This is a genomic window from Acetobacter lovaniensis (assembly GCF_014207635.1).
GTDB lineage: Bacteria > Pseudomonadota > Alphaproteobacteria > Acetobacterales > Acetobacteraceae > Acetobacter > Acetobacter lovaniensis.
Genome location: NZ_JACHIE010000001.1, coordinates 319,295 through 336,682, shown reverse-complemented (window position 1 = coordinate 336,682; position 17,388 = coordinate 319,295). Strand labels below are relative to the sequence as shown.

The window sequence follows — 17,388 nt, the reverse complement described above, 5'->3', positions numbered from 1 at the left end:
CTCGTGGGGTTTGGCCCGGCATGGAACGGGTGGGGCAGCCCTAAAGGCTACCCCGTGCGCTCAGAACGAACCGCTAAAGTATGACTGAAGTGGCGCAACATCAAGCGGTCCTTCACGCATTGCCGCAATCGCATGGATTGCCGCACGCGCGCCCGCCATGGTGGTGTAGTGCGGAATGCCCAGAACAAGGGCCGAGCGGCGGATGTCAAAACTGTCTGCCACCGACTGCGCACCCTGTGCGGTGTTGATGACCATCTGCACCTCACCGGAGCGAATGGCATCCACGCAGTGCGGGCGGCCTTCAAGCACCTTGTTGACCACGCTAACCTCGATCCCGGACTCACGCAGCTTGCGCGCCGTACCCCGTGTGGCCACGATCTTGAAGCCCATGGAAGCCAGCAGGCGGCCAAGTGGGGGCAGTAGGGGCTTGTCGCTTTCCCGCACGGACAGGAACACCGTGCCGCTCATGGGCAGGCGCACACCAGCCCCAAGCTGGGACTTGGCAAAGGCCCGCTCGAACGAAGTATCCAGCCCCATGACTTCACCCGTGGAGCGCATTTCCGGCCCAAGGATGGTGTCCACTTCCGCAAAGCGGTTGAAGGGGAACACCGCTTCCTTGACGGCCACATGCGGCACCACGGCGCGGTCGTCCAGATTAAAGGTGTTCAGCTTGCTGCCTGCCATAACCCGTGCGCCAATCTTGGCGACCGGCACACCCGTTGCCTTGGCCACAAACGGCACAGTGCGCGATGCGCGAGGATTGACCTCGAGCACAAAGATCTCCTGATCCTTGATGGCGTACTGGACGTTCATCAGCCCCACAATGCCAAGCTCGCGGGCCATGGCTTCGGTCTGGGCCTTGAGTTCGGTCACAATGGCGGGGGAGAGGGTGTAGGGCGGCAGGGCGCAGGCACTGTCACCCGAGTGAATGCCCGCTTCCTCAATGTGTTCCATAACACCGGCCACGTACACATCCGTGCCATCGGCAATACAGTCCACGTCTGCTTCAATCGCTTCGTTCAGGTAGCGGTCAAGCAGGATCGGGCCGGAGGAAATCTCATGCCCGGCAACCCGCAGCACGTCACGCATGTAACGCTGGAGGGAGGCGCGGTCATACACGATTTCCATCGCCCGGCCGCCCAGCACGTAAGATGGGCGGACAACCACGGGGTAGCCTACGCGCTCGGCTACGCTTTCGGCCTCTTCGGGGCTGCGGGCAATGCCGTTTTCGGGCTGGCGCAGGCCAAGCTTGTGCAGCATGGTCTGGAAGCGCTCGCGGTCTTCCGCACGGTCAATGGCGTCTGCTGGCGTGCCCAGCAGCGGAATGCCAGCGGCCTCCAGTGCGCGGGAGAGCTTGAGCGGGGTCTGGCCGCCATACTGCACAATGCAGCCCTTGACCGTGCCGTTACGCTGTTCGCAACGGATCAGGGCAATGACGTCCTCGGCGGTCAGGGGTTCAAAATACAGGCGGTCGGAAGTGTCGTAGTCGGTGGAGACCGTCTCGGGGTTGCAGTTGACCATAATGGTCTCATACCCGGCCTCACGCAGGGCGTAGGCGGCATGCACACAGCAGTAGTCGAACTCGATACCCTGACCGATGCGGTTGGGGCCACCGCCGAGAATAATGATCTTTTCGCGGTCCGTCGGGTTGGATTCACAGATCGGGGGGGCAAAATGCCCTTCGTAGCTGGAATACATGTAAGGCGTTGCGGAGGCGAACTCACCAGCACAGGTGTCAATCCGGCGGTAAATGGGGGTGACACCCGCTTTTGTGCGGAGCTGCTCCACTTCTTCAGGCTGGGTGCCCGACAGGCGGGAGAGCTGCACATCAGAAAAGCCAAGGGCTTTGAGGCGGCGCAGGCTCTGCGCATCCTTGGGCAGGCCGTGGTGTTCGACTTCCCGTTCCGCGCGGATGATTTTTTCCATCTCACGCAGGAACCACGGCTCAAACTTGCAGGCTTCGTGAATGGCCTCAACCGACAGGCCAGCCCGCAGCGCCTGAGCCGCCATGAGAATACGCTCCGGCCGCGGCTGGGAGAGCGCTGCACGGAAGGCATCTTCCCCACCATCGCCGGGGGCTTCCACGGGGTCCAGCCCGTGTAGCCCGGTTTCCATCGAGCGCAGGCCCTTCTGGAGCGCTTCGGGGAAGGAGCGGCCAATGGCCATGGCTTCCCCAACCGACTTCATGGAGGTGGAGAGCAGGGCCGGTGCGCCGGGGAATTTTTCAAACGTAAAGCGCGGGATCTTGACCACAACGTAGTCAATGGTCGGCTCGAAGGAGGCCGGGGTTGTGCGCGTGATGTCGTTTTTCAGTTCATCAAGCGTGTAACCCACAGCCAGCTTGGCCGCGACCTTGGCAATGGGGAACCCCGTAGCCTTGGAAGCAAGGGCCGAGGAGCGCGAGACGCGGGGGTTCATCTCGATCACCACCATACGGCCATCGGCGGGGTTTATGCCGAACTGCACGTTGGAGCCGCCTGTTTCCACCCCAATGGCGCGCAGGCAGGCCAGGGAGGCATCGCGCATACGCTGGTATTCTTTGTCGGTCAGCGTAAGGGCGGGGGCTACGGTAATGGAGTCACCCGTGTGGATGCCCATGGGGTCGATGTTTTCGATCGAGCATATGATAATGCAGTTGTCCGCGGTGTCGCGCACAACTTCCATTTCGTACTCTTTCCAGCCCAGAACGGACTCTTCAACCAGCACTTCCGTGGTGGGGGACGCATCCAGCCCCGAGAGGATGATCCGCTCGAACTCCTCCCGGTTATAGGCAATGCCACCGCCCGAGCCGCCCATGGTAAAGGAGGGGCGGATAATGGTGGGGAAGCCAATCTTCTTGAGCGCTTCGTGCGCTTCGGCCAGCGTATGGGCAATAAAGCTGCGCGGGCTTTCAATGCCAATGGCATCCATGGCTTCGCGGAACTTCTGGCGGTCTTCCGCACGGTCGATCACATCGGCCTTGGCGCCGATCAGCTCAACATTGTGCTTTTCCAGAAAGCCCGAGGCATGCAGCGCCATGGCCGTGTTCAGGGCCGTCTGCCCGCCCATGGTGGGCAGGACCGCGTCTGGCTTTTCCTTGAGGATAATGCGCTCGACCACTTCTGGCGTAATGGGTTCCACATAGGTGGCGTCCGCAAGGCCGGGGTCGGTCATGATGGTGGCGGGGTTGGAGTTGACCAGAATAACCCGGTACCCTTCTTCCCGCAGGGCCTTGCAGGCCTGTGCGCCGGAATAGTCGAACTCGCACGCCTGACCGATAACAATGGGACCGGCGCCGATGATGAGGATGGAGCGGATGTCTGTCCGTTTGGGCATGATGCGTTCGGTCCTGTTAGTGCTTGACGCCGTTGGTGTCGATCAGGGTGACAAACCGTTCAAACAGATAAAAGCTGTCTGACGGGCCGGGGCTTGCCTCGGGGTGATACTGGACGGAAAAAGCCGCGTATTTGTCGGATGCCAGCCCTTCGTTCGAGCCATCAAACAGGCTGACATGGGTCACATGCGCATCGTCGGGCAGGGTTTTGGCATCTACGGCAAAGCCGTGGTTCTGGCTGGTAATTTCCACCTTGCCGGTTGCAAGGTCCTGCACGGGCTGGTTGGCGCCCCGGTGGCCGCGTTCCATCTTGTAGGTCTTCGCCCCAAGAGCCTGCGCCAGAAGCTGGTGCCCAAGGCAGATGCCAAACAGCGGTATGCCCGCTTCCAGCACGGTGCGGATGGCAGGTACGGCGTAGGTGGCCGTGGCTGCCGGGTCCCCCGGACCGTTGGACAGGAACACACCTTCGGGCTTGAGGGCGAGGATCTGCTCACCCGTGGTGGTGGCGGGGACTACGGTCACATCACAGCCCGCACTGACAAGGCAGCGCAGAATGTTGCGTTTTGCCCCGTAGTCCACCGCAACAACCTTGCGGCGCTTGCCGGTGGGGGCTGCGGTGTTGTCAGGCCATGACCACACACCTTCGGACCAGTCATAGGGCGCTGCACAAGTGACTTCCTTGGCAAGGTCCATGCCCTCCAGCCCCGGCCATGCGGCAACTTCTGCGGCAATGGCGTCCAGATCGAACCTGCCATCGGCAGGGAAGACAAGGGCTGCGGTCTGTGCGCCGCCATCACGGATTTTCAGGGTCAGGCTGCGGGTGTCCACACCGGCAATGCCGGGGGTGCCGTGCTGCTTGAGCCACGCATCCAGACTGCTGGTTGCGCGCCAGTTGGCCTGCTCGGTCGGGTCTTCCTTGACCACAAGCCCAAGGGCTGCTGGGCGTGCGGCCTCATCATCCAGCGCGTTCGTGCCGACATTGCCGATATGCGGGAAGGTAAAGGTAATGATCTGACCGGCAAAGGAGGGGTCGGTCAGGGTTTCCTGATACCCGGTCATGCTGGTGGAAAAGCAGATTTCCCCAATGGCGGGCCTGGGCGTGAAGGCGCCAAAGCCTTTCCCCCACAATACGCTGCCATCTGCGAGAACAAGAGCGGCGGTCGCGCCATCCGGGCGGGCTTGAGGCATGGATGATCCTGTCTGGCTGCCTCCCGCAAGGGGGGAGGGTCTGTCTGTAACTGCGGGTGTGGGCTGGAGGTCCTGAAGGGAAAGACCCGTGGCCTGCGCAATGGCTGGCCAATGGCGGGAGGGAATGGCCTGCGCCTGCCGCCATTTGCGAATGGCCTCGGTGCCAACGCCGGTCAGCCGCGCTGTGGCATCTGCGCCGCCAATGCGGGCTATAATGGAGTCGATTGACATGGGCATGTGCAAAATGGTTCCTCCCGGAGCGCTCTTCTAGCAGCATGTCAGCGAGGTGGGAAGAAATTTCCCACCCGAAGAAAGCGAACGCGCGGGACGCTGGGAAGTTTTTTCCCGTAAAGCTTTTTTCCGTGCCGGGTGGTATGGTGCGGGGCGATTGTAAACACATATGGAGCGTAGAAGAAGCATGACCCTTCGTGAAAGCCTGATGGCAGACCTGAAAACCGCAATGAAGGCAGGCGAAAGTGCCCGCGTTGCAACCATTCGCATGGTGACGGCCAAGCTCAAGGATGTGGAAATCGCAGGTCGTGCAAAGGGGAATGAAGGGCTGAGCGAGGAAGAAGGCATGTCCGCCCTGCGCGGCATGATCAAGTCCCGAATGGAATCCGCTACCCTCTACCGCGAAGCCGGACGCCCCGAACTGGCAGACAAGGAAGAGGCCGAAATTGCCGTCATCCGTGGCTACCTGCCGCCTGAACTGGATGAAGCAACGCTGAATGCCGCCGTGGCCGAAGCTGTGGCTTCTACCGGAGCCGCGTCCATGAAGGATATGGGCAAGGTCATGGGTGTGCTAAAAGGCAGGTTTGGCGCTGCGCTGGATATGAGCCGCGCAAGTGCCGCCGTAAAGGCCCTGCTGGGCTAAGGCGCGGAGTAGCATACGCACCCCATGGCCATTGATTCCAACTTTCTGGATGAACTGCGCGCCCGTACGCCCATAACGTCTGTTATCGGGCGTAGGGTCAAACTCGCGCGTTCGGGGCGGAACTGGAAAGGGTGCTGCCCCTTCCATGGGGAAAAAACACCTTCCTTCTATGTGTATGATGACCACTTCCATTGCTTTGGCTGTGGTGTGCATGGGGATGTCATCTCCTTTGTCATGCAGATGGAGGGTAAAAACTTCCCCGAGGCGGTGGAGGAACTGTCCGCCGCCGCAGGGATGGAAGTGCCAAGGGACACCCGCGCCACGCGTGAGGAGGTGGCCCATGTCCGCTCGCTGGAAGATGTGCTGGAGGCCGCTCAGGCCGTGTGGTCCGCCGCCCTGTACAAGCCTGAAGGGCGTGCAGGGCTGGACTACCTGCTCGGCCGTGGCCTGACGCGTGAGACCATAACGGCTTTTGGGCTGGGCTGGGCCAGTGCGGGGCGTGGGCATCTGGTGGAGGCACTCGCCCCACAGGGCATAACCCCCGAGCAGATGGCGCAGGCCGGGCTCATGCGGGTGGATGAGGATGGCAGGCCAAAAGGCGAACTGTTCTGGGGGCGTGTGACATTCCCCATCCGTGACCGTAAGGGGCGGCTTGTCTCCTTCGGGGGGCGTATTCTGGGGGATGGGCAGCCCAAATACCTGAACGGGCCGGAAACGCCGCTTTTTTCCAAGCGCAGGCTGCTGTTCGGGCTGGACCGCGCCCGTGCGGCCGTGCGGGCGCCAAGGCCCAAAGGTGTGGTGGCCCCGGACCTGATTGTGGTGGAAGGGTATATGGATGTCATAGCCCTGCATCAGGCGGGCTTTACCGGGGCTGTAGCCCCCTTGGGCACCGCCCTGACACCTGAGCAGATGGACGTGTTGTGGCAGGTCGATCGGGCACCCATATTGTGTTTTGATGGCGATGGCGCAGGCAGGCGGGCTGCCGTAAAGGCGGCGGAAACCGGTCTGCCCCTGCTTGCCCCCGAGCACACGCTGCGCATCTGCCTGCTGCCTGATGGGGAGGACCCCGATAGTCTGGTCCGCCAGCGGGGAGCCGCCTTTGTGGCGGAGTTTTTTGCCGGGGCTTCCCCCTTGTCCAGCGTGCTGTTTGACCTGCTGGCCGCCGGGGTTACCAACCCGGGGCCGGAGGAACGTGCCGCCCTGCGGCGCAGGCTGACCGATGTTGCCGCCCTTATTCCGGACAAGGCTCTGGCATCGGAATACCGCGCGACATTGCTGGACCGGTTTTTTGCAACCTTCCGCCAGCAGGGGCGGGGGAAGGCAAAGTCCGGGGGAGGGAAGTCTGCTTTTGCCAGCCCCGGCGCCGTGCAGGATTCGCACACGGTTAATCTGGATCAGGCGCAGGAGCTGCAACGCCTGATGCTGCTGCTGCTGGTGGAGCATCCCCAACTGGTGGCGGAAATGGAAGAAGCCCTGTGTCGCCTTGACTTACCAGTAGATTTTGCGCCATTGCGTGGCGTGCTGCTGGATCTGTCGGCTGATGGTTGCCTGCCCCAAACGGAGGATGACCTGCGGGCATGGCTGAAGGCACACGGGCAGGAGGCAACTCTGGCGCCGCTCATGCGTGTTGATGGCGCAGGCCTGAGCCATGGCGATGTGGAGATTGTTGCTGCCAGAACACGATGGTGGCATTTTTACGGCTTGTTGTACCGTGACCACTTCATACGCGAGGTTATGGACGACGCGGCCCGTTTTTGTTTGGAAAAAACGGGAGATACCAGCCAATGGCAGAGATTACAGGCGCGGCTGGAGGCCATGGAGCGTCTGCGTCGTGGTGGACTGGATGAGGCGGATATCTGAGTAGTGGCTGAATGTTCCTGAGGGTGTTCCTCTTGACTTCGTGCTCAGTATATCCCACGTCCTGCCCGCCCCGAATAACGTGAACAGTGTAAGTGTGGTAAACTGGTCGTTCTGTATTCTGTCCGGGATACAGATGGGGGGAGGAGCAGGTCTGGCATGGCGACAAAAACGGCATCAACGAACGCAGCGCAGGAACAGGATGGTGATTCCAGCCTGTTGGATACTCAGTCATCCGCGGTCAAAAAGCTGATCGCAAAAGGGCGCGAGCGGGGATGCATCACGTTTGATGAGCTGAATGCCGTTCTGCCGCAGGATAAAATGTCCTCCGAACAGATCGAGGACATTATGGCCGTCCTGTCCGAAATGGGCATTCAGGTGGTCGAAAGCGAAGAGAGCGAAGAAGGCGAAGCCCAGAAGCCTGCCGATGACGATGAAGAATCGGATGAGGAAGAGCCTGAAGCCGAGGCCGATGCAGAAGGCCCGGCGGCAGGGAATGTGAACGAAAGCGCAGGCCGCACGGATGACCCCGTCCGGATGTACCTGCGCGAAATGGGCACGGTTGAACTGCTCTCCCGCGAAGGCGAAATCGCCATCGCAAAGCGGATCGAAGCAGGCCGTGATGAAATGATCGGCGGCCTGTGCGAAAGCCCGCTGACCTTCCGCGCCATTATCTCCTGGCACGAGAAAATCCTGAACAATGAAATGCTGCTGCGTGACATTGTGGACCTCGAAGCCATGCAGAGCGGTGGACCGATGGAGGAAGGGGCAGAGGGTGCCGAAGGCGAAGCCTTTGCCGAATCCGAGACCGAAGAGGCCGAAGAGACAGACAGCGAATCCGAAGGCGATATTGAGGGCGAAGGTAGCGGCCTGTCGCTTTCCGCGCTGGAAGAAAAACTCAAGCCAGAGATTCTGGCCCATTTTGCTGAAATCGAACCTCTGTACGAGGCCCTGCGCAAATTGCAGGTGCACCGGATTGAAGCTCTGACATCCGGTGAGGATGTGGATGGCGCGTTCGAAGACAACTACATCGCATTGCGTGACCAGCTGGTGAGCAAGGTTGAGCAGGTTCACCTGCACAACAACCGCATTGAAGATCTGGTGGCCCAGCTCAAGCAGATGTTCCAGCGCCTGAACGTGCTGGAAGGGCGCATGCTGCGTCTGGCCGAAAGCTGCCGTGTCTCCCGCGATGATTTTTTGATGAAATACCGTGGTCGTGAACTGGACCCGGGCTGGATGGACATGGCTGCCGCCCTGCCGGGCCGCTCATGGAAGAACTTTGTGGCCAAGCACGCGCCAGCGGTTGTTGACCTGCGGAACAGCGTGGCGGGTCTGGCGCAGGAAACCGGTCTGCCCATTGGCGAGTTCCGGCGTGTCTATGCAACGGTCGCCCGTGGCGAGCGGGATTCCGCGCGCGCCAAAAAGGAAATGATCGAGGCCAATCTGCGGCTGGTTATTTCCATTGCCAAAAAATATACCAACCGTGGTCTTCAGTTCCTTGACCTGATTCAGGAAGGCAATATCGGCCTGATGAAGGCGGTGGACAAATTCGAATACCGCCGTGGCTACAAGTTCTCCACCTACGCGACGTGGTGGATCAGGCAGGCGATCACCCGCTCCATTGCGGATCAGGCGCGGACCATCCGTATTCCTGTGCACATGATCGAGACCATCAACAAGCTGGTGCGCACCTCGCGCCAGATGCTGCATGAGATCGGGCGTGAACCCGCACCCGAAGAGCTGGCCGAAAAGCTGGGCATGCCGCTGGAAAAAGTGCGCAAGGTGCTCAAGATCGCCAAGGAGCCAATCTCCCTCGAAACCCCGATCGGGGATGAGGAAGACAGCCACCTTGGGGACTTCATCGAAGACAAGTCGGCTGTTATTCCGCTTGATGCGGCTATCCAGACCAACCTGCGTGAAGCTACAACCCGCGTTCTGGCCTCTCTCACTCCGCGTGAGGAGCGTGTGCTGCGCATGCGCTTTGGTATTGGCATGAACACCGACCATACGCTTGAAGAAGTCGGTCAGCAGTTCAACGTTACCCGCGAGCGTATTCGCCAGATTGAGGCCAAGGCGCTGCGCAAGCTCAAGCACCCCAGCCGGAGCCGCAAGCTGCGTTCCTTCCTGGATGATAACTGATCTGGGCTTTCTGGAACCGGTCACACGCATGCAGGTGCAGGTCACCTTCATGCGTATGGACCAGCCCCCGGCAACGCCCGCTCGGGCCTTGCCGCCGGGCTGGGTGCTTGAAAATGACGTGCGCCTGTCCTTGACCCAGTACCGTACCCTGCATTTTGGTGTGGGGCGCAACTGCTGCTGGTGGATGCGGCAGGTTCTGTCAGACAAGGCTTTGGCCAGTCTGCTGGCGACAGCTCCCATAAAAGTTGGCCTGCTGCGTGAGCACGAGCATATTCGCGGTTTTTACGAGCTTAATCTGGGTGACCCGCAGAACATCAATCTGGCCTATTTCGGACTGCTGCCCGAAGCCATAGGGCTGGGTGTTGGCCGGGCTTTTCTGGATGGGGTGCTGCGCCAAGCATGGGCTTATGGCCCGCAGAGCGTGCGGGTCAATACCTGCACGGCGGACCATCCCCGCGCTCTACCGCTCTACCGGCAGATGGGGTTTGAGATCATCCGCCGCGTGGATGAGGAATGGGACGTGCCAGACCGCCTTGGACTGGATATTCCTGCGCATCTGCGCTGCTAAATATCTTGCATTTTCGGGCTGGGTGTGGTTGACACTCCCTTTCCCTGCCGGGCTCAGGCATTGGTCCGGCTATACCCTCGCTTTCTGGCCAGTTCAGAGGCTCCGCTGCCGAAAGGGTTCGGCGTGGATGGGTTGATTGTATCCGAAGGGAGCAAACATGCCACTTTACGAAAGCGTGCTGATCGCACGTAATGATATTTCACAGCAGCAGGTGGACGCTATTCTGGACGGTATTGCCGCTCAGATCGAAGCAGACGGCGGTGCCGTTCGCAAGCGCGAATACTGGGGCCTGCGCAGCCTTTCATACCGCATCAAAAAGAACCGCAAGGGCCATTACGCTCTTCTGGGTCTGGAAGTGCGCTCCGAGCTGCTCAAGGAAATTGAACGCCAGCTGTCCCTCAATGAAGACATCCTGCGTCTGCTGACGCTGCGGGTGGATGAAATTGACGAAGCACCGTCCCCCGTTCTGTCCCGCAAGGGCGAAGACCGTGGCGAACGCGGCAGCTTCCGTGGTGGCGCCAAGCCAGCCGGTGGCCGTTTTGAAAGCGGTCGTGGCGGCCGTCGCGGTGGCGACGACCGGATTGCTGACCAGCCAGAAAACGCAGCGGAGTAATTCAGATGTCTGAAACCACAGAAATCAATCCCGCCGCCCGTCGTCCGGCTGTTGGCGCTCGCCGTCCGTTCTACCGTCGTCGCAAGTCCTGCCCGTTCTCCGGCCCCAACGCGCCGAAGATCGACTACAAGGACGTGCGTCTGCTCAGCCGCTTCCTTTCCGAACGTGGAAAGATCGTGCCGAGCCGCATTACGGCGGTTTCCGCAAAAAAGCAGCGTGAGCTGGCACAGGCTATCAAGCGTGCCCGCTTCCTGGCTCTGCTTCCTTACGTTGTGAGCTGAGGGGAACAACCATGGCTGCTACAGAAGTAATCCTGCTCCAGCGCGTTGCGCATCTGGGTCAGATGGGTGATGCGGTAAAGGTTCGTCCGGGTTATGCCCGTAACTACCTGCTGCCGCAGGGCATGGCCATTCGTGCGAACGAAGCCAACCGCGCCCGTTTTGATCGTGAACGTGCACAGCTTGAAGCACAGAACATCAAAAACCGCGAAGAAGCAGAACGTCTGTCCGAACGGATGGAAGGTCTGGCGGTTGTTCTGATCCGTCAGGCTGGTGACAGCGGCAGCCTGTATGGCTCCGTGAGCACCCGCGACGTGGCACAGTCCGTAACGGAAGCTGGTTTTACCATCTCCCGCCAGCAGGTCTCCCTTGCTCACCCCATCAAGTCCCTCGGGCTTTATGAGGTCAAGGTTGCTCTGCACCCGGAAGTTGTCGTGTCTGTTATCGTTAACGTTGCCCGTTCGCAGGAAGAAGCTGAACGTCAGGCACGTGGCGAAGCGACCTCCGTGGAAGAAGAAGCCACTCTGGCCGGTGACGAAGCCTTTGTCGAAGGCGAAATCGTTGCTGACGCAGAAGAAGTTGAAGCTCAGGACGCAACGGCCTGATTTTTCGCTTTTGCGAGAGTGTGAAAAGAGGATCGGCTCAGGCCGGTCCTTTTTTTTTGTCGGTTTGTCCGTTTCGTTCTATGTATTTGCTTAATTATTTTTAAGCATAGGGAAACGTGAGCATGAAGCGCGTTCTGGGGCCGATCTTGCGGCATTTTGTGGAAGCTGGCTCCCTGCGCGTGTTATGGCCAGACGCGACCACCACAGTTTACCAGGGCGCAAAACCCGGCCCGCAGGCTGGCGTGCATTTAAAGAATGCGGCTGCCGTTAAATCCCTTGTGCTCAACCCCGGTCTGGCCTTTGGCGAAGCCTATATGGATGGCGTTCTGGAGCCGCTGGACTGCACCCTGTACGACCTGCTGCACCTGCTTATGCTGAATGCCATGAACCCCGCTGGCCATATTGCAGAGCAGCTTTCCGCGGCTTTTCGCTATGTGCGGCGCGGTTGGATCCAGTTTAATTCCACCGCGCGCTCCAAGCAGAATGTGGCTCATCATTATGATCTGGGGAACAGCCTGTATGCGCTGTTTCTGGATAAGGACTGGCAGTATTCCTGCGCCTACTTCCCCACCGGGGAGGAAACGCTGGATGCAGCACAGGAAGCCAAAAAACACCACATTGCCTCCAAGCTCAAACTCGACCGGCCCGGGCTGGAAGTGCTGGATATAGGCTGTGGCTGGGGTGGCATGGCCCTGACACTGGCCAAGGATTACGGTGCCAGTGTTACGGGGATTACCCTCTCGGAAGAACAGCTGGCTTTTGCACGCCAGCGTGCGCAGGATGCCGGGCTTGCCGGGCAGGTGCGTTTTGAGCTGCTGGATTACCGCCACCTCACGCGCAGGTTTGACCGGATTGTCTCAGTTGGCATGTTCGAGCACGTCGGGGTCGGGCACTACAAGGCGTTTTTTGAAACCATCCGCAATGCCCTTACCCCCGATGGCATAGCGCTGATCCACTCCATAGGCCGGAGTGACGAGCCGGGCACAACCAACCCGTGGATGAACAAATACATCTTCCCCGGTGGGTATTCCCCTGCATTGAGCGAGGTTTTTTCTGCCGTGCAGCAGACGGGCCTATGGGTGACGGATTGTGAAATCCTGCGCCTGCACTATGCCAGAACCATTGCCATCTGGCGCGAGCGTTTTGCCGCACGCCGCCCCGAAGCCGTAGCCATGTATGACGAACGCTTTGCCAGAATGTTCGAGTTCTATCTGGCCGCAGCCGAACTGGCTTTCCGTGTGCAGGGGCACATGAACTTCCAGTTGCTGCTCTCCCCCTCCATAAGTGCTGTACCTTATACCCGCGACTATATGGTGGATGCAGAGCGGAGCAAAACTGGCGCGAACTAACCCAGCGCCAGATGGGCGCGGGCCAACTGGTCAAACTCTGCAATGCTCAGGGTTTCGGCCCGGCGGGTGCCGTCTATGGCGGCGGCATCCAGCAGTTTGGCACCGTTCAGGCTCTTGAGCGAGCCGCGCAGCATTTTACGCCTTTGGCCAAAAGCCGCGGCAGTAACACGCTCCATGGCTTTGAACAGGGCAGGGGCAGGCTGCTCGCGGTGAGGCGTAATGCTGGCCACAGCGGACCAGACCGCCGGAGGAGGCGTAAAGGCCCCCGGTGGCAGCTTCATTACCACGGCGCAATCGGCACACCACTGGCTTAGTACGGCAAGGCGGCCGTAATGTTCGCTATCGGGTGCGGCACAGATCCGCTCTGCCACTTCCAACTGGAACATAAGGGTCAGCCGCCCCCATGCTGTGCCCTGTCGTAACCAGCCTACAAGCAGAGGGGTGGCAACATTGTAGGGCAGGTTGGCGACAATCTGGCGGGGGGCAGGGCAGAGGGCTGTCAGGTCCTGTTTAAGGGCGTCAGCCTCGATCACGCTCAGGCGGCCGGGGTAGAACTGGGCCAGTTCCTGAATAACAGCCACAGCGCGGCTATCCAGCTCCACTGCGGTAACGCTGGTAGCCCCTGCCGCCAGCAGGGAGCGTGTCAGCCCACCCGGGCCGGGACCAACTTCAACAACATGCTGTCCGTCCAGCGTACCCGCAAGGGCAGCAATGTGGTCGGTAATGCCGGGGTCGAGCAAAAAGTGCTGGCCCAGCGCCTTGCGGGCGTCCAGTTCATGCCTGCGGATGACGTCGCGCAGGCTTTCCAGTTCGGGAGGCAGAGTTACGCCCCTTTCAGTTTAACGCGCAGGTCGATCATGGCGCGGCGGTGCAGGTCGCTATCAAGCTGGCGTGCGGCCTGTTCCACGCGCTCGTTCATCAACTGATCGGCAATTTCGCTCGGGGAGCGGTTGGAAAAGTTCTTTTCCGATTTGGAGCAGACCATCAGCAGGTCAATCCCCTCGCGTGAGACCATGGGGCGTGAAACCTGACCAATGGGAAGTTCGGCCAGCACAGACTGCATCTGTGGGTTCAGGCGCTCAAGCGGCAGTTCGCCGGGGTTGCTGGGGCGTTTTTCCCCTTCTCCCCTGTTGGCGGCTTCCATTTCCGGACAGCTATGGGTTGTCTGGCTGATGTGCATGGCCTTCTGGAGCGCGGCCTCCTGCTGGGGGGTCACATGCTGGGGATCGAGAGGTGTATCAAACGCCACAAAAGCCTGACGGATATCAACCATATGCCCGATTTCTTTCCCCACAACCCGTTTGCCGTTCAATGTGACAATCAGGAAGCCGCCGGGCACGGTAATGGGGTTGGAAACAGCGCCGATGCCCACAGGCATCCGGCGGACAATATCGACCACGCTGGGGTCCAGCTCATCTTCCTGCACCCAGCCCATGGAGCCACCGTCAAGTGCTGTCTGGCTCTGGGAGAACTGGGCGGCAACAATGGGGAAGGGAGCACCTTTGCGCAGTTCGTCAATAACCGTATTGGTAAAGGCGAGTTCTTCCTCCGCGTGGCGGGGGTCATCCACCTTGACAAAAATTTCGCTGATTTCGTATTCCGTCCGGCCTTCTTCGCGTTTTAGCGCGGCCTGACGCTGGGCAATATCGCCAGCGGATACGCGTGAGCGCGGCCCAAGTTCCTGCCGCAGAACCTGAATCCAGCCGATCTGGACGCGCAACTGGTCGATCAGCGTGGTCAGGGAGACACCATCCTTTGCAAGATGGTTGCGCAGGGTGCCTGCGGGCATACCATTGCGCTTTTCAATGTTGCCAATGGCTGCGGCAATCTGTTCAGGAGCAATGTTGATGTGGCGGCTCAGGATTTCCTGCGTGCGCAGCTTTTCATCAATCATCTGACGGATAATCTGTGGGCGCAGGCGCGCCATCAGGTCATCGGACACGGGCAGGCCGGTGGAGAGGGCAAACAGCTTGCCTCGGTTGTCCACGTCCCTTTTGGTCAGGGGAATACTGTTGACGACCGCAACGATCATGTCGTCCGGTTCGGGTTGTGCCCCGCTCGCAGGAGCCTGCGCGGATTTGGAGCCAGATGAATGGTGGTGGGTGGCCGCCGCGGCATGGGGAGCCGCCGCACAGACCGGAAGAGCCAGCGCGGTAAGAGAACAACAAGCCAGTGTTAAGGAGCGCAGACTCATACGGAACGGTCTTTCAGCTTTCTGCCATATCAGAACGATCTGTTTGTGATACCGGAGATGGCACTGTTTTTGAAGCGGTTCTTACTTGAGGCCGAAAGCCCCCAGCGTTTTAAGGCTCACCGTGATCAGATAGGTCGAGTTACGCTGCTGCCCACCAATGGTGGTGTATTGCTTCAGGTACATGAAGTCGATAGCGAAGCAGTCATTATCATACCCGATATCCCCGCCGAGAGAGACGAAGTTCTTGCGTGAAAGGCTGCGCCGGGAAAAGCCCGAGGCGTGCCAGCTCTGCCAGTCCACGGACACGCCGCCGCTGAGTTCGCTGGTCTGTGTCGTGTAGAGCTGATTGGGGGAATAGGCGCGGTAGTTGGTGGCAAAATAGTAGTAGGGTGTGACGGGTTCGTAAATGTAACCACCACGAACGCGGAAGTGCGGCACACCAGCGCTGAAGAGCGCATCGCCAAAGTTGATTTTGGTCTTGTGCGGGTCCAGACGCATGCGGGCCGTGAAGTCAAAATACTGGCTGGGAATAACCCGTGCGCGCGCCACCACGTCTGAAGCATGGTGGTCAAGACCGGAATAGGGGATCATGTCATGTGTAATGTGCTGCTGAAAACTTTCGCCTGCCAGCAGGTCCACAATGTGCCCGTCCCATGTCCAGTTGGCATGTACGCCCACGTTGCCGCGTAGCCCGCCATCCAGCCTGTCCGTACCCTGATACCGGTTGAGGGAAAACAGCGTGCTGTCGGTAAATTCGTAGCTCATGCTGTCTTCGTTGGGGATCATGTCATTGCCGTTATTGCCGGTATTGGGGGCGTAAATGCCCTGCACAATCGGCTCGATCAGCTGTGTGCCGCGACCGCGCTCAAAAGTGCGCACGAATGGCCAGTTGGTTTTAAGGGCTATGGTCGGCAGAACCTGCCCGGTAACGGAGGTATGGGCCGTATTGTAATAGGTCGGCTGCTGGTACAGTTTGCGGGCGCGGTAGACCATTGAATCCAGACGCAGGGTCAGCAGGAACTGCTGGCCCATTTTTGTGTGGAACGGGCGGTTCCAGTTCAGCTGCAATTCACCGCGCTGGTCGGAAACCCCGTTATCGCGCTTGACGTTGAAGTCTGTTGTGTTGACGCTCAGGCGCCCCCCCAGCATGTCAGGCTGGCCGGTAAAGCTGTAGGTGTAGCGGGGCAGCACAAGGGGCAGGTCCCTGTTGTGGATGATCCCCTGGTTCAGCCCTTCATAGTACTGCCCGTCCAGACGGTTGTAAGACCCGGTGCCAAACCCTTCCAGATAGGCGTTGGAGTTCAGGGTGTCTGCCCCATAACCCTGCACACGGTAGTCTCGCATATAGTTGGCGGAACTGGTGTAGTTGATGTTCGCGCCCGCGAGCCAGTATTTGTTGATGGAGAAGTTGCCGCTGACGAACACGTGGCCCTGCAAGCCATGGTTGCCACCACTTTTTTCCTCATCACCGAAGTTGTTCGTGTACATTTTGGCTCTGTGCGTATCGTAAGCGATACCGGCACGGACGCTCAGCAGACCAAAGTTCAGGCGGTTACGGTAAAGCCCGCTCAACTGTGGTCCCGTCTTGGTGGCGAGCAGCCCCTGTACGCTCATATCCGACTGCTGGTTGATCACCCAGTAGTAGGGAATGGTAATATAGGTGCCAAGGTAGCGGTCATGCGGGGTAAGCCCCGGCATGAGAAAACCGCTCCGTCGCTTGGCGGACGGATCGGTCATGGAAAAATAGGGCAGGTAGACGACCGGTACACCCAGAATATCAAGGTAGGCATCGCGGAAGTCTATCTTCTGGTGTTCAAGGTCCTGTGTCGCATCAAAAGCGCGGAACTGCCAGAAGGGCGGGCGGGTTTTGTCTTTTTCGCAGATTTCGCAGGCCGTATACACGGCGCGGCTCATGTCGTTGATCTTGCCGCCGGTGCGCCGCATGCCATTGGCGGCCAGTTTGGCGTTGTCTGGCATGGTGGCGTTCACATGCAGCATGATCCCGTCCTTCATGCCGCCTGTCAGCTCGGCATAATGGGCATATATGACCGAGCCATTGGGCTGGATGGTAACAACATTTCCACGTGCGGCCATAAGGCCCGTGTCCCTGTCATACACGATCTTGTCCGCACGCAGGACGCGGTCGCCCTGCCAGACCTGTACGTTGCCGGTCCAGGTTACGGTGTGTTCAACGTCGTTGTAATCAACCTTGTCGGCCTGAAAGGTGGCCGGGTCGTTGGGGGATGTCCGCTGCTGGGAGTTGACGTGCATGGACCGGGGTTTGAACTGCGCAAGAGCCGTTTTGGGCTGGCTGATCACCAGACAGGCAGCAACGCTCCCCAGTGCTGTTGCAGCACTCAGGGTGGAGCGGCGGCGCAGCAGAGCGCAGCAAAAGGGCCGGAGCGCCACG

13 protein-coding genes are annotated in these 17,388 nt (G+C 59.8%); 8 read left to right on the top strand and 5 right to left on the bottom strand.

Features of this window, described 5'->3' with window-relative positions; all coding sequences use genetic code 11:
• Positions 1-60: 60 nt before the first annotated feature.
• Both carB and carA read right to left on the bottom strand, forming a co-directional pair.
• The gene (gene carB, locus HNR55_RS01535; protein WP_166110385.1) at positions 61-3,315 is read right to left on the bottom strand and encodes a carbamoyl-phosphate synthase large subunit; all 3,255 of its coding nucleotides are present in this window, start codon (positions 3,313-3,315) and stop codon (positions 61-63) included.
• 16 nt (positions 3,316-3,331) lie between these two features.
• Positions 3,332-4,738, bottom strand: a complete 1,407-nt coding sequence (carA, locus tag HNR55_RS01530; RefSeq protein WP_166110382.1) for a glutamine-hydrolyzing carbamoyl-phosphate synthase small subunit — start codon at positions 4,736-4,738, stop codon at positions 3,332-3,334.
• A 181-nt stretch (positions 4,739-4,919) separates the two neighbouring features.
• Here carA and HNR55_RS01525 point away from each other — a divergent pair, with 181 nt between their 5' ends.
• From HNR55_RS01525 to HNR55_RS01490, 8 genes are all read left to right on the top strand, one after another.
• The gene (locus HNR55_RS01525; protein WP_166110379.1) at positions 4,920-5,375 is read left to right on the top strand and encodes a GatB/YqeY domain-containing protein; all 456 of its coding nucleotides are present in this window, start codon (positions 4,920-4,922) and stop codon (positions 5,373-5,375) included.
• A 24-nt stretch (positions 5,376-5,399) separates the two neighbouring features.
• The gene (gene dnaG / locus HNR55_RS01520) at positions 5,400-7,235 is read left to right on the top strand and encodes a DNA primase (protein WP_166110376.1); all 1,836 of its coding nucleotides are present in this window, start codon (positions 5,400-5,402) and stop codon (positions 7,233-7,235) included.
• A gap of 156 nt (positions 7,236-7,391) precedes the next feature.
• Positions 7,392-9,371, top strand: a complete 1,980-nt coding sequence (gene rpoD / locus HNR55_RS01515; protein ID WP_166110371.1) for an RNA polymerase sigma factor RpoD — start codon at positions 7,392-7,394, stop codon at positions 9,369-9,371.
• On the top strand, positions 9,361-9,939 hold the full coding sequence (locus tag HNR55_RS01510; protein WP_166110369.1) for a GNAT family N-acetyltransferase: 579 nt from the start codon (positions 9,361-9,363) through the stop codon (positions 9,937-9,939). The genes rpoD and HNR55_RS01510 overlap by 11 nt, the downstream gene beginning before the upstream one ends.
• Before the next feature lie 157 nt (positions 9,940-10,096).
• Positions 10,097-10,552, top strand: coding sequence for a 30S ribosomal protein S6 (gene rpsF, locus HNR55_RS01505; RefSeq protein ID WP_166110366.1), 456 nt, complete (start codon positions 10,097-10,099; stop codon positions 10,550-10,552).
• 5 nt (positions 10,553-10,557) lie between these two features.
• Positions 10,558-10,833: a 30S ribosomal protein S18 gene (gene rpsR / locus HNR55_RS01500; protein WP_025827191.1), complete on the top strand. Its 276-nt coding sequence runs from the start codon at positions 10,558-10,560 to the stop codon at positions 10,831-10,833.
• Between the two features lie 11 nt (positions 10,834-10,844).
• Positions 10,845-11,435 carry a 50S ribosomal protein L9 gene (rplI, locus tag HNR55_RS01495; RefSeq protein WP_086647172.1) on the top strand — a complete coding sequence of 197 codons (591 nt, stop codon included), beginning with the start codon at positions 10,845-10,847 and terminating at the stop codon, positions 11,433-11,435.
• Positions 11,436-11,557: 122 nt separating this feature from the next.
• Positions 11,558-12,784 (top strand): SAM-dependent methyltransferase, encoded by a 1,227-nt coding sequence (locus HNR55_RS01490; RefSeq protein ID WP_166110363.1) that lies wholly within the window; start codon positions 11,558-11,560, stop codon positions 12,782-12,784.
• Here the strand turns inward: HNR55_RS01490 and rsmA are convergent.
• From rsmA to HNR55_RS01475, 3 genes are all read right to left on the bottom strand, one after another.
• Entirely contained in the window at positions 12,781-13,605 is an 825-nt protein-coding gene (rsmA, locus tag HNR55_RS01485; protein ID WP_166111233.1) for a 16S rRNA (adenine(1518)-N(6)/adenine(1519)-N(6))-dimethyltransferase RsmA, read from the bottom strand. The genes HNR55_RS01490 and rsmA overlap by 4 nt on opposite strands.
• A 2-nt stretch (positions 13,606-13,607) precedes the next feature.
• Positions 13,608-14,978 carry a peptidylprolyl isomerase gene (locus HNR55_RS01480; protein WP_166110360.1) on the bottom strand — a complete coding sequence of 457 codons (1,371 nt, stop codon included), beginning with the start codon at positions 14,976-14,978 and terminating at the stop codon, positions 13,608-13,610.
• An 81-nt stretch (positions 14,979-15,059) separates the two neighbouring features.
• On the bottom strand, positions 15,060-17,387 hold the full coding sequence (locus tag HNR55_RS01475; RefSeq protein WP_166110357.1) for an LPS-assembly protein LptD: 2,328 nt from the start codon (positions 17,385-17,387) through the stop codon (positions 15,060-15,062).
• Between the last annotated feature and the right edge of the window lies 1 nt (position 17,388).